General features: G+C 34.9%; 13 protein-coding genes. 3 read left to right on the top strand and 10 right to left on the bottom strand.

The annotated features are described in order from the left end of the window. Positions 1-115 precede the first annotated feature (115 nt). The 3 genes from NBG71_RS14430 to NBG71_RS14420 are packed head-to-tail and all read right to left on the bottom strand — an operon-like array spanning position 116 to position 4,777. Positions 116-3,193, bottom strand: coding sequence for a MexW/MexI family multidrug efflux RND transporter permease subunit (locus NBG71_RS14430; protein WP_250916957.1), 3,078 nt, complete (start codon positions 3,191-3,193; stop codon positions 116-118). 12 nt (positions 3,194-3,205) lie between these two features. Continuing rightward, positions 3,206-4,309 carry an efflux RND transporter periplasmic adaptor subunit gene (locus tag NBG71_RS14425; protein WP_075673529.1) on the bottom strand — a complete coding sequence of 368 codons (1,104 nt, stop codon included), beginning with the start codon at positions 4,307-4,309 and terminating at the stop codon, positions 3,206-3,208. A gap of 45 nt (positions 4,310-4,354) precedes the next feature. Then, positions 4,355-4,777, bottom strand: coding sequence for a DoxX family protein (locus NBG71_RS14420; RefSeq protein WP_156734199.1), 423 nt, complete (start codon positions 4,775-4,777; stop codon positions 4,355-4,357). Between the two features lie 117 nt (positions 4,778-4,894). Here NBG71_RS14420 and soxR point away from each other — a divergent pair, with 117 nt between their 5' ends. After that, positions 4,895-5,344 (top strand): redox-sensitive transcriptional activator SoxR, encoded by a 450-nt coding sequence (gene soxR / locus NBG71_RS14415; protein ID WP_075673527.1) that lies wholly within the window; start codon positions 4,895-4,897, stop codon positions 5,342-5,344. Positions 5,345-5,350: 6 nt separating this feature from the next. Here soxR and NBG71_RS14410 read toward each other — a convergent pair whose 3' ends face one another. Genes NBG71_RS14410 through NBG71_RS14380 form a run of 7 tightly spaced genes read right to left on the bottom strand, consistent with a single transcriptional unit; the run spans position 5,351 to position 9,446 of the window. Beyond that, positions 5,351-5,788, bottom strand: coding sequence for a hypothetical protein (locus NBG71_RS14410; RefSeq protein WP_231040266.1), 438 nt, complete (start codon positions 5,786-5,788; stop codon positions 5,351-5,353). Then, positions 5,772-6,467 carry a type III secretion protein gene (locus NBG71_RS14405; protein WP_075673526.1) on the bottom strand — a complete coding sequence of 232 codons (696 nt, stop codon included), beginning with the start codon at positions 6,465-6,467 and terminating at the stop codon, positions 5,772-5,774. Before NBG71_RS14405 ends, NBG71_RS14410 begins: the two co-directional genes overlap by 17 nt. Continuing rightward, positions 6,448-7,011, bottom strand: coding sequence for an OrgA/MxiK family T3SS sorting platform protein (locus NBG71_RS14400; RefSeq protein ID WP_075673525.1), 564 nt, complete (start codon positions 7,009-7,011; stop codon positions 6,448-6,450). The genes NBG71_RS14405 and NBG71_RS14400 overlap by 20 nt, the downstream gene beginning before the upstream one ends. Then, a complete protein-coding gene (gene sctJ / locus NBG71_RS14395; RefSeq protein ID WP_075673524.1) occupies positions 6,992-7,753 on the bottom strand; it encodes a type III secretion system inner membrane ring lipoprotein SctJ in 762 nt (253 codons plus the stop codon). The genes NBG71_RS14400 and sctJ overlap by 20 nt, the downstream gene beginning before the upstream one ends. Before the next feature lie 2 nt (positions 7,754-7,755). Beyond that, positions 7,756-8,040 (bottom strand): type III secretion system inner rod subunit SctI, encoded by a 285-nt coding sequence (sctI, locus tag NBG71_RS14390; RefSeq protein ID WP_075673523.1) that lies wholly within the window; start codon positions 8,038-8,040, stop codon positions 7,756-7,758. Between the two features lie 23 nt (positions 8,041-8,063). Further along, the gene (sctF, locus tag NBG71_RS14385) at positions 8,064-8,318 is read right to left on the bottom strand and encodes a type III secretion system needle filament subunit SctF (RefSeq protein ID WP_075673522.1); all 255 of its coding nucleotides are present in this window, start codon (positions 8,316-8,318) and stop codon (positions 8,064-8,066) included. A 51-nt stretch (positions 8,319-8,369) separates the two neighbouring features. Next, positions 8,370-9,446 (bottom strand): PrgH/EprH family type III secretion apparatus protein, encoded by a 1,077-nt coding sequence (locus tag NBG71_RS14380; protein ID WP_250916956.1) that lies wholly within the window; start codon positions 9,444-9,446, stop codon positions 8,370-8,372. 294 nt (positions 9,447-9,740) lie between these two features. On the opposite strand from NBG71_RS14380, the gene NBG71_RS14375 reads away from it, so the two are divergent. Then, entirely contained in the window at positions 9,741-10,496 is a 756-nt protein-coding gene (locus tag NBG71_RS14375; RefSeq protein ID WP_075673520.1) for a helix-turn-helix domain-containing protein, read from the top strand. After that, positions 10,480-12,192: a type III secretion system outer membrane ring subunit SctC gene (gene sctC / locus NBG71_RS14370; RefSeq protein WP_099660488.1), complete on the top strand. Its 1,713-nt coding sequence runs from the start codon at positions 10,480-10,482 to the stop codon at positions 12,190-12,192. Before NBG71_RS14375 ends, sctC begins: the two co-directional genes overlap by 17 nt. Position 12,193: the final 1 nt, after the last annotated feature.

Here is a 12,193-nt window from a genome sequence, read left to right as displayed (position 1 = left end):
AACGATTTTATTTCAAAATAGATCTGGGTTTATCTTGATAACTTTAAAGATAAAATCCCCATTGCATTTACAATGGGGATTGGTTTACGACATTACTGCTTTTTATTTTTTAGTTTTACGGCTCACTAACTTGCTGTAACTGTTTTTGACGCTCAGTTTGAGCGCTGATTTGATGGTTTCTAGCTAAGAAACTGTACATTGTTGGTAACACAAATAGGGTAAACAGTGTGCCGACTAACATGCCCGACACAATAATCAGCCCTAATCCATAGCGACTATTAGCACCTGCGCCACTGGCAAATAACAATGGAATAAGTCCAATAACCATTGCTGCCGTGGTCATTAAGACAGGACGCAAACGGATTTTTGCAGCTTCAATAATGGCATCACGACGGTTTAGATTTTTATGAACTTGCAATTCATTAGCAAATTCCACCATTAAAATACCGTGCTTACTAATAAGTCCTATTAGTGTGACTAAACCAATTTGAGTGTAGATATTTAGCGTCACCATCCCTAAAGCGAGAGGGACTAATGCGCCACAAATTGATAGCGGTACAGTAATTAAGATAATCAAAGGATCAACCAAACTTTCATACTGTGCAGCTAACACTAAATAAATAATGATAAGTGCTGCAATAAAGGCAAAGACTAATGTATTTCCTTCTTGGGTAAATTGGCGAGAGTCAGATTGCCAATCATGACTAAAGCCCGCTGGTAATGAATCTGCTACAGTTTCAAGAAACGCGACCGCTTGTCCCATCGTGACGCCGGGGGCGGGGATCGCTTGGAAAATAGCTGCGTTTTGTTGATTAAACTGTGTCAGTTTATTAGGTTCAACTTGAGTTGTAATATTTACTACGGTTGATAATGGAATTAACACATTATCTTGAGTACGAATATAGTGTCCGGCAAGAGCCGCAGGTGTTAAGCGTTGATGGCGTACACTTTGTGGAATAACATCATAAGAGCGACCATCCATACCAAAACGATTAATATAATGTTCACCCACTAATAGTGAGAGTGATTCACCAATATCTTGCATACGAATGCCTAAACTATTGGCTTTAGCTCTGTCTATGGCAACTTGAACAACAGGATTGTTGTAATCTAAATCGCTATCTACCACGACAAATAAACCGCTTTCTCTCGCTTGTTGTTTTATTTGTTCCATTGTTTCAAATAAAACGGGATAACCTAACGGGCTACGTAAAACCATTTGTACAGGTAATCCACCTACCGAGCCGGGTAAAGAGGCTAATTGGAAAGCAAAAATACTAGTACCTTCCACATTGTCGACGCGATTTTGCAAATCAGCTTGGATTTGATCTGCATTGCGATCTCGGAGATCCCAACCATCAAAGTTTATACCACCAAAGCTAGCTGAAGGCCCGTCTGTACCGTTAATTATCCACGTGCTGTCTGTTTCAGGCAGACTCATATAAATTTCATCAAGCTTTTGATTAAAGCGTTCAGCATAAGCAAGATTTGCATGTTGCGGTGCTTTTACGGCGGTTAAGACACTCGCTTGATCTTCTGAAGGAGCCAGCTCTTGTTTTGTCTGACTATATAAAAACGGTAAGCTGACAAACACAGCTAAGGCAAAAACAATAGTTAACCAGCGATTAGCTAAAGAAAAATTGAGTACGTAACCATAATAATGAGCCAGTTTATCAAAGACATATTCGGCTATTTTAGCCATTCTGCCTTCATTTTCTTTTGGTTTTAGCATTAACGAACTCATCACTGGCGACAAGGTTAATGCCACAATACCGGATACAATCACACTACCTGCCAATGTTATGGCAAATTCTTTAAATAATGCCCCCGTTAATCCCGCCATTAAACCAATAGGAGCATAAACGGCCGCTAACGTGATCGTCATTGCAATAACTGGGCCGGCAACTTCTCTCGCACCGACTAAAGCGGCTTGAACAGGCGATAATCCTTCTTCAATATGGCGATGGACGTTTTCAACAACCACTATCGCATCATCCACAACTAATCCGATTGCTAAAACCATTGCCAGTAGAGTGAGCAAATTAATACTAAAACCAAAGGCAAGCATTAAACCGGCAGCACCTAACATCGATAATGGAATGGCAAGTACAGGAATAAGAACAGAACGGAACGATCCCAAGCAGAGGTAAATAACCGCAATAACAATTAAAATCGCTTCAATTAAGGTTTGTATTACTTGGTTAATAGAGGCTTTGATAAACCGTGAAGTTTCAAATGCCAGTTCTACATCGACACTAGGGGGTAAGGTCTTTTGAATATCAACAAGATGTTCACGAATACCATCAACAATGACTAATGGATTACCCGTTGGTGTCGGAAACAGACCTAAGAATACGGCTTTTTTACCATTCATAATACCGCTGGTTTCAGTAGCCGCAGCACCTAATTCGACAGTACCGACATCACGTAAACGAACAAGATTATTGCCATCATTAATGATAACCATGTCTTTAAATTCTTCGACATTAGTGAGATCAGTATTGACATAAACGTTGGCAATCACAAACTCGCCTTCGACTTTCCCGGGGGCGGCCTGATAGTTATTACGGCGTACTGCATTTGCAACATCGCTTGCCGTTAAGTTACGACCAGCCAGTTTGTCTGCATCTAACCACAAACGCATCGCTAATTGTTGTCCACCAAAAACCTGTACTTTGGCAACACCATTGATGGATGAGAACATTGGTTCAACAACACGAGAAAGGTAGTCAGTGAGTTCAGGGATAGAAAGCTGTTCACTTGAAAAACCCACATAAGCTACCGCAGTAGATTCACCAGATGAAAGCTCGATAACGGGATCATAAGCTTGCTCAGGTAACTTATAACGTACTTGATTTACCTTCGCCATTACCTGCGTTAGGGCTTGAGTTGGATCGCGGTTTAATTCCATTCTGACGGTGACTAAGCTTTTCCCTTGAACAGAAGATGAAGAAATATAGTCAACGCCCTCAACAGAAGAAACGGCTTGAGTGATAGGTTGTGTCACAAATCCTTGCATCAGTTCAGATGATGCTCCGGGGTAGTCTGTTGCAATCGTAATAGTTGAATTTTGCAACATAGGATACTGGCGTATTGGCAGTTTACTGAACGCAAATGCGCCCAGTAAAAAAATCAGTGTGCTAACAACTAATGCCAAAACAGGGCGCCGAACAAAAATATCGGTAAACTTCATTATTAACTCCCGTTATGGTTTAGTTGTCGCTGATTGAGCTAACGTTAATGTATCTTGCTCAATAGGTTCAATTGAGATCCCATCACTTAACTTAATTTGCCCTGATGCAACAATTTGATCCCCAAGGGCTAAACCTTCTTTTATTTCGATCATGCCGTTGTAGCGCAATCCAACTTTCACAGAGACACGCTTAGCGATAAGGTTTTTTTGATTGTCAGATTGCGCTACAAACACGGTATCTCCATAGGCAGTATAAGTGACTGCCGTTTCCGGTACGGTTAATACCATAGGACTATCAGGAGAAGTAACTTGAACGCGAGCAAACATGCCCGCTTTTAATTTATTGTCAGCATTTGGTAAAACAGCCTGTATTTGCACTGTACGAGAAGAGCCAATAAGAGGATCAATCGCATTTATAGAGCCTGTAAATACCATTTCTGGATAAGCATCGACCTCGATATTGATAGGCTGTTTTGTGGAAATTTTGGGTGCTGTTTGTTCATCAAGTGAGAAATTGAGTTTTAAATGGCTCGCATCGACAAGTGAAGCAACACGTTCACCCGCATTTAGATATTGTCCTTCATGAACCAGCTTTATCCCAACGATACCGTCAAAAGGGGCTTTAATTGCTTTTTGTGCAATTCGCGCTTTCACTTCTCGAATAGAAGCCACAATCATGTCGCGCTCTGATAAGGTGCTATCTAATTGCGCGGCAGCTGCGACATTTTTACTATAAAGTTGTCTTGTTCGAGAATAGAGTTTTTCTGCATTGGTTAATTGCGCTTGTAAGCGTAATAACTCGGCTTGTTCAGGTTCATCATTTAATTTAGCTAAAACTTGGCCAGCTTTAACGGTTTGCCCTGACTCAAAATTAATCACAGCAATTCGACCATTAGTTTCTGCTGCTAAATAGACTTGGCGTGCGGCTTCTAATTCCCCAACACCTTGCATATTGTTGGGTAATTTTGATGATTGTACAGTTGCTAATGCGACTTTTGTCGGTGGATAAGCAAATTGCTGTGTTTCATCATCTGATGATGTGGTTGCGTAAACCATTGCACCTGCACTGAGTAAAAAGAGTGAGGCACATACTGTAATAGTCAGTTTTTTATTCATTTTATTGCCGATCCCATAGTGAAAGTTTTTATATTTCTTATCGTTTTATGCATTAGTTTTTATCCATAACGCTCTGAAATGACTTGCTATTGCCGTAGTGATTAATCCACCAATAACAGCGAGATGTTCTATTGCGAAATACATAGACAACATGGCCTGATCTCCCGTCATATTCCAAAAAGTATGAACAATCACGATAGTTAAAAATAAAAAGAGAGCTAAAGCGCCTGCACCTAGCCATAAATAGCGATCGAAAAGCACTAAAAGTGAGCCACAAAATAAAATGATCGCGGTGGCAATATTAAAAAACCAATCCGGATTTAATCCTGCTGCACGCATTTCAGCCAAACTATTTTGGTAATCAAACACTTTGGCAAAGCCAGAGGAGAGAAACAAAACAAGAATAAGTAATCTGGCGATAAGCCACATAGAGCGACTTTCGAGAATACGTGCAATTGAATTAGGCATTCATCTGACCTCAGCATTCTTAAAAAATAAAAGTCAGTATCCCTCTGACTTGACTTAATTTGAGGAGAGGACTATAAAACCTCAAGTTAAGTTGAGGTCAAGAGGAAAAAGTGAAAAATGAAAAAAGAAAAAATAGATTTCAATAGAGCACTTACCGTCGGAGAGGTAGCAAAACGAAGTGGCGTTGCAATTTCAACGTTACATTTTTATGAAGAAAAAGGGTTGATAGAAAGTTATCGAAGTGCAGGTAATCAGCGTCGTTACCCACCGGTTGTGTTGCGTTACGTGGCGATTATAAAAGCTGCGCAAAGTACAGGTATTCCGTTAAAAGAAATTCAGGAAATACTAGGAAAATATCCACCAAATAGTAAATTAACGGCAGAACAATGGCACGAAATATCAACGGATTGGAAAGTGCGATTAGATGAACGTATTCGCCGTCTTAAGCGGTTACGTAATGGACTTGATCACTGTATTGGTTGTGGATGTTTATCGTTAAGTGACTGCCCATTACGTAATCCTGATGATATTTTAGGTGAGAAGGGTGCGGGAGCTCAGATCCTATAGTTTCTGTTAAAACGAAAACGAAGCGCTATCAGGTTTAAAAAATTCCTCATAGTCTTCTTGGTTATCGTTCATGCCTAATAAATCGAGAGTAAATTGATGATAAAAACCTTGATAAGAAAGGATTGAAACTAATGCCTGATTAATAGCCTCTTTATTATCGCTATTTTCCAATTCACTTGCTTGGCGCGCATAGATTAATAGTGCAACTTGACGCTTCTCTTTTAAGGTTTGGTTATTTTCATTTTTGACATCAAATTGGTTTAATAATGCTAATACATCTTTGGCACTATTAATGTTGTCCCCTTTTAAAGATTGATAAAAAGAAGAATTTAATATGGGTATTAAAGGGTCGGATCCTTTATTGCCGAGCTGTTTGGGTTCGAGCAAAGAAAGTTGTGATCCATATAACGTTTGTGGTTTTAAAGCATCAATCTTCATTTTCATTATGCTCACTAGAGATGTTACTTTGAGAGGAAATATTATCGAATACATCGAATGTATTAATATATTTCAGTAGAATTTCTTTAATTTCTTTAGTAAAAACAGGTTGATAAGATTCAGTATAAGGACGATGGAATTGTGCTTTTAGATCATCAATGAATATTGCAGGATCAAAAAAAGTAATTTGATCACCGGCATGAACAGCAATTGTTTTACTTTCATGAGTGTAAAGTTCGATATCAAGCTGATTGAGCTTATTCTCAAGATAACGGCGTAATGTTGTAGGAATATCGAGAGTGATTTTTTTATCTGAAGGTATTGTTGAAATCAAACGGTGTGTGAGTTCAGTTTGAATTTCGGGTGAATCAAAAAATTGGGCAATAGTTGTTATTAATTGTTTTCTTTGCTGACATTCATAATGTGTTAGTTTTTCTTGATATTGAACGACAAAACTTAAAATATCCCCTAATAACGCCTGTAATCCTTTACTATAGGCTTGGCTTATTATCTCCTTATTATGTTTTTCTAGTTTGTTATTAAAATCTCGAATTATTTTTTTTGCAGCGTGTTTGGCTGCTGATTTTATTTTATAAATATCATCAAGCTGTCGAACATAGCGAGATCGTATTAATACGCCCTCACAAGTGTATGTTAAAAGATTCTTAGACAGGGAGCGCAGCATAATCTAATACCAAAAGAAAAAGTGAGCGAGATAAAAAAAGTGATTGAGGTAGTTCAATTGATGACGATTGTGGTGCAAAAAGTAATGCAAAGCGTTGAGAAAGTGCCATCGAAATGCGATCAATAAAATTGAATAGCAATTGATATCCGATATTCATTGGGACGATATTTTTCTGTAGAGTCGTTATTTTTTTATCGATATTTAAAACAGGGTAAAGTGATAAAAATGCTTTTAATTGTGGCTCTAGCTGATAGTAATTACCCGATAATAAAATAGTCTCTCTAGAATAAAAATAACCTAAAAATAGAGCGCAACGCGGAAGTAATGCCCAATGGGTGAAAATTTTTTCTACAATGATATCGATATCACAATCAAGCTGATTAATAAGTTGATATTGCTGAATTAATTGGCGATTAGCTAATTTCTGCCAGATTACACTTTCTTCTTTTGAAGCCAATACATTGTAATCTGTATGAAGATAACTAAGAGGTTCATACATCACATTAGATATCATTTCGAATTGCTCAGAAGTCAGATTTGTCATTATTTTCTTCTTTCAGTGTTTTTTTGCGTCGAAATATTATCAATGAAACTGTAATGATAGCGACGATCACAACCAATACTAAGCTTAGAAATAACCAAGAATTAAAGAATGAATCAGAATGATTTTGATAAGGTTGATTATTTGTCATATTGAATTTATTGATATTTCTTGGATATAACAAAACAGTAATATTATCCTCATTCATATCGCTAAAGGCATTATGAATAAAAGCACGGACATCGTCAGTTAGCTGGTTATTATCAAGCATACCCTCTTCATAAAAAACCAATGCTGAGGCATGAGGAGGTGGAATAATACGTTCAGTAGGAGAGATTGGATAACTCACATGAACTCTCGCATCAATAATATGATCAATAGTGAGTAATGATTGTTCTAATCGTTGCTCAATAGCTGAAATTAAACGTGCTTTTTCGGCTTGTGGTGATGATACTAATGCATCTGACGGAAATAACTGCGTTACTTCAATTCGAGATAATGTGGGCAATTGATATTCTTCTAGAATTTGAATCGCAATGCCCATATCTTCTTGCTTAACAGAAATATCAAATAATCCTTTTCCTAATGCTTTACGCGTACTGGTTATTTGGTGTTTTTGCAAAACAGCTTGAATTTCTGTTGCCTGTCTTTGATCCAAATTAGTGAGTAATGATTGATCCTTGCATCCACTTAATAATGGGAACAGGCAACATAATAATGCCAATAACAGATATCGCATTTTCATTACTATTGAGCCTTGAGCAATGTTTCAACAATATTCAGTGATTTTCTGGCTAAAGTACTCGCTAAATTCATTGTAATTGTATAGTCATTAAGTGTGGTTTGTAGCTTGGTATAACTTTGAGTATCACTTAGTTGACTTAATGTTGTTAGTTTTTCTTGGATCTGTTTTTCATATTGAAAGCTATTTGTAACCGTATTTATCATCATCGAAGATAAGTTATTATCACTATTATTGTTATCATTTAGTGGCATTGTTAAATGCGCAGGAACTACAGGGGTAATTGCCATATATTATCTCCATTATAAAAAAATTAACGCATATTCCCGATAATGCTCATTGCTAAATCTTTCACAACTTTAATCGATGTTGATTGTGCATTACGCGTAATATTATATTCAGCGAGCTTGGCTTGATAATCAGCCAATGCTGCGGCATTTGATGTATCTGCTTTTAATGCATCTAGTGCGGTTTTTAATGCATCACTTTGGTTTTTAACTGGCTCTTGAAAATAGTCATCAATTTTTTCAATGGAGCTTACATCGTCGGCAACTGGATAGGCTGGCATAATATTATTCCTCTAATTTTAATTCTAAGTTATTGCTTATAAATACCACTATTAGCCTTGGGGAAAATAGCGATGTTGATTGTCAAGAAAGATATACCCACGTTCTTCTTGTAAGGTTGCTTTGTTTTTTAGTATTGGATTACTTATATTTTCACGGTAAAAGATGAATTTTCTTCCAAAAATAGTCGTTTGTTTTTTGATATAAGTATCAAGTTTTTCTTTATTTTCCTTACCTAATAAGTCATCAAAAATAAAAGTTAAACCGTTATTTTTTTCTTCAATGGTATAACCAATTGTTTTTGTTAACTCTAGTTCATTTATATCGTTAATAATGCTTGAAATAGAAATTTCTTTAATGATGGGATAACAATCTTTCGAAAAATAACTACTTATTGCATCAATAATCTTTAGTTTTTCCTTATCATTATGATAAATAAAATTAATAATTGGTTTGTGTTTATCTTTAAAAATTGAATGTGTTTTTTTATAACTATTTTCAATAATTAAATTTTCTATTTTTCTTTTATCTATATAAAAAACGTTATTTTCTAAACTGTTTTTTTCTGTTGAAGGAGAGTATGAATCATCAAAAATACAATAATATCCATTTTTTCCTTGAAAACCTTTAAAATTTAAACTTTTTGATATAATTGATGTGGTTGATTTTTCTTTTGGGTTATTTATATAAAATAAAAATGTAATAAGAACTAATATAAATAACATTAATAATGTGAATATTTTTTTAAGAGTAATTAACGGCATCTTATTTTTTTTAAAATGAGATGAGTTAAGTGAGAAATCACTTTTTTTACTGACTAGAAATATAGGAATATCATTGAAGTACACGGGTTTTTCTAATGATAATGAGTATTCCTTATCGACTTCTTTTGATAGAAAGCTACTTTCTATTTTATATTTATTATTTTCACTATTATTTTCATCAAGTATAATAGCGAGCTTTTTTTCACATTCCTTATTGTCACAAGGAATATAAAGCACCCTATTTTCATTTTCTTCTTTATTATCATAAGGCTCTTTATTTTGTAAAAAAAAAGAATAGTGATTAGGCGGTAAAGGAACTGTCGCTCCTTTTAATGGACCAGAAAGAATATAAATGTAATAAAACATAGATTTAGCCTAATGATAAAATGTTATCAATTCATGATTTAAATATAGTTTAGTGAAGTGGTTACTCAATTTCTTTTAAAAAAAAGCACATGTTTTTTATTTGATAGTAGGTGTTGATATATTACTAATGCTTTTTTTAAATAATAAACAGAAAAAATTTGGTATTCATCTTTATAGTTAATAATAGGTGATATTATTGTAGCTTTATATAAAGCAAAAACATAAGAATGAGTTGATTGATAGCTTACTTTCTTTAAGTTTTATTATTTAACAAGATAAAACAAGGTATTCTTTATGTTAATAAATGATATAAAAATAAGTGGCGATAAAAATATTTTATTGGGAAATTCATTGTTCTTTTGCATTCCTAAGGATAATGATTCTCTAGTAAGAATATATGATGAAAAAACGACTAAAATTATAAAAGGAAAGGCTTTTATTTATAATTCCAAAAATGAAAATGTTATCTTTAAATCTGAAAATCAATCATGGAAAATTGAAAAACGATCATTTTTTATTTGTGCAAGATTATTAGCATTTATTGATTATGCTCGTAATTTTTCAAAGATGACGGCAATAGGATCTGAATTTGATATTAATCAGCAGATTTTTTATATAGAAGATACAAATAAATCTCTAGAATATGTATTAATAAATGAAGCAATAAAAGCGGAAAGCCAATTAGAGCCGTTATTTGTCACGATAAGACATAGTGAAAGTTATTGGCTTATTTTACATCTCATCAGTTATCTAGATGAGAAGAAAAGTAATATTGCACAAATTGGAGAGCGATATGGAGTATCTGGTACACATTTTAGACGACTATGTAAACGTTATTTAGGTAATTGTGGAAAAAGTCAATTGCGCTCATGGCGTGCAGCATCTTCTATTTTAACGACGTTATCAACTGATGAGTCATTAACACAAATTGCTGTCGATAATGGGTTTAGTTCTGCGTCTCATTTTTCGAATGAAATTAAGACGCTATTTGGCATTACACCAACAGAATTTCGTCGAATTGGTCAACATCTTTATGAAAACAAAAAATAAAATTTATAGTGTCATTGGGCTAATACTTTGTTGTAGTTTTTCTTTTCAAATTCAAGCTACGCAAGGAAAGGTTATCTATACACATCAGGTAAAAAAACCTGATGTGTTTATCGCTGTTGATACACGGGTAGAGCAGTTTTTTCTTGTGCTATCAGATAAATTAAATAAACCTTTTATTTTGAGTAGTGCTGTAAAAAAGGAGAGAGTAACTGGAAACTTTGATATTTCTTCACCTGAAGAAGCATTTGAATTGATGGTGAAACGTCTGTCATTACTCTATTTTAATGATGGGAAATCAGTCTATGTTTATGAAAGTAGTGAGATCTTACAAGAACTCTTTCAGGTAAAAAATATAAGCCTAGTCGAACTAAAAGGGTATTTACAGGATGTTGGATTATATGATCCACGTTATCCACTACGTGCAGGTCGAGATCAACGCACTTTTTATATTTCTGGCCCGCCTGTTTATATTAAATTAGTCAAAGCTGCTGCTGAGTTTTTAGATAATGATGTGCAAGAGCAAATTAATGAAAATACAAATAACCAAGTACCAGTGGGAAGTTCTCGTTATGGTGATGAATTTGTACAGATATTTCCATTAAAAAATACTTTTGTACAAGATAGAACTTATAGTCTGCGTGATGAAAAAGTAGTACTACCTGGTATTACTACTGTTTTACAGCAACTCTTTATGTCCACTAAAGAAATCAAAACAACAAATGTGGAGCCTAGAGAAACTCTAGAAAATAGCAATATCCCAAAAGACGATGGAGAGGTAAATGGTATTGAAGAAACTAATACGCCTATTATCACTCAAGTCGGGCAATATAATGTCGAATTAGTCCCTTTACCCGGTTCAAATAGTCTTTTAGTGAAAACAAGTCGAGAAGGTTTAGCATTAATAGGCTCACTTATTGCTCAATTAGATAAACCTAAACGACAAGTTGAATTGTCATTATGGATCATCGATATCTCTAAAAATAAGGCAGATAGTCTAGGTGTTAATTGGCAAGCAAATTATAGTGCTGATAAAGGTAGTTTCTTTTTTAATACAGCAAGTTTAAGTGCCGCATCTGGTTTTAACTTTTTAGGTAAAATAAAAGCATTAAGTGAAGATGGCGAAGCTCAAATGGTATCTCGCCCAATATTATTAACACAAGAAAATACTCCCGCGATTTTTGATAATAACACAACTTTTTATACGCAAATAAAAGGTGAGCGTGTTGCTTCATTAGAATCAACAACATTTGGCACAATGATCAGTGTATTACCACGTATTGGTAACTCAAATAAAGATATTGAGATGATTATTAATCTTGAAGATGGCGCAGAGAAAAAAGATGATAACGGGAATGATGAAAGTGTTGAAAAATTACCTGTGATTAACCGTACCAATATTAGTACTGTGGCTCGTGTTTCTGAAGGAGGAAGTTTATTAATTGGTGGATATACGCGAGAAGATAACGTGAAAGCAGAAACTAAAGTTCCTTTTCTAAGTGCTATCCCTTTAATTGGCGGAGCATTCAAATATGAATCTGATAATAATAAAAAAATGATCCGAATTTTTATGTTACAGCCACGTTTATTAGAAAAAACTCAAATAGAGTCGTTAGGTGGTGTCACTAAAAGTCCCTTTCAACCGATGGATAAAACAACATCTCAGGCATTAAAACAACTTCAGGCTTTTATGAGGTAAT

The sequence above is a fragment of the Proteus sp. FZP2095 genome (assembly GCF_023701425.1).
Classification (GTDB): Bacteria; Pseudomonadota; Gammaproteobacteria; order Enterobacterales; family Enterobacteriaceae; genus Proteus; species Proteus cibarius.
The sequence above is the reverse complement of the archived record's forward strand: the minus strand, read 5'-3'. Positions and strand labels throughout refer to the sequence as shown.

Bases quoted from the DNA above. Each gene is read 5' to 3' on its own strand.
- NBG71_RS14430 (WP_250916957.1), bottom strand. From the start codon at position 3,193: ATGAAGTTTACCGATATTTTTGTTCGGCGCCCTGTTTTGGCATTAGTT.
- NBG71_RS14425 (WP_075673529.1), bottom strand. From the start codon at position 4,309: ATGAATAAAAAACTGACTATTACAGTATGTGCCTCACTCTTTTTACTC.
- NBG71_RS14420 (WP_156734199.1), bottom strand. From the start codon at position 4,777: ATGCCTAATTCAATTGCACGTATTCTCGAAAGTCGCTCTATGTGGCTT.
- soxR (WP_075673527.1), top strand. From the start codon at position 4,895: ATGAAAAAAGAAAAAATAGATTTCAATAGAGCACTTACCGTCGGAGAG.
- NBG71_RS14410 (WP_231040266.1), bottom strand. From the start codon at position 5,788: ATGAAAATGAAGATTGATGCTTTAAAACCACAAACGTTATATGGATCA.
- NBG71_RS14405 (WP_075673526.1), bottom strand. From the start codon at position 6,467: ATGCTGCGCTCCCTGTCTAAGAATCTTTTAACATACACTTGTGAGGGC.
- NBG71_RS14400 (WP_075673525.1), bottom strand. From the start codon at position 7,011: ATGACAAATCTGACTTCTGAGCAATTCGAAATGATATCTAATGTGATG.
- sctJ (WP_075673524.1), bottom strand. From the start codon at position 7,753: ATGAAAATGCGATATCTGTTATTGGCATTATTATGTTGCCTGTTCCCA.
- sctI (WP_075673523.1), bottom strand. From the start codon at position 8,040: ATGGCAATTACCCCTGTAGTTCCTGCGCATTTAACAATGCCACTAAAT.
- sctF (WP_075673522.1), bottom strand. From the start codon at position 8,318: ATGCCAGCCTATCCAGTTGCCGACGATGTAAGCTCCATTGAAAAAATT.
- NBG71_RS14380 (WP_250916956.1), bottom strand. From the start codon at position 9,446: ATGTTTTATTACATTTATATTCTTTCTGGTCCATTAAAAGGAGCGACA.
- NBG71_RS14375 (WP_075673520.1), top strand. From the start codon at position 9,741: ATGTTAATAAATGATATAAAAATAAGTGGCGATAAAAATATTTTATTG.
- sctC (WP_099660488.1), top strand. From the start codon at position 10,480: ATGAAAACAAAAAATAAAATTTATAGTGTCATTGGGCTAATACTTTGT.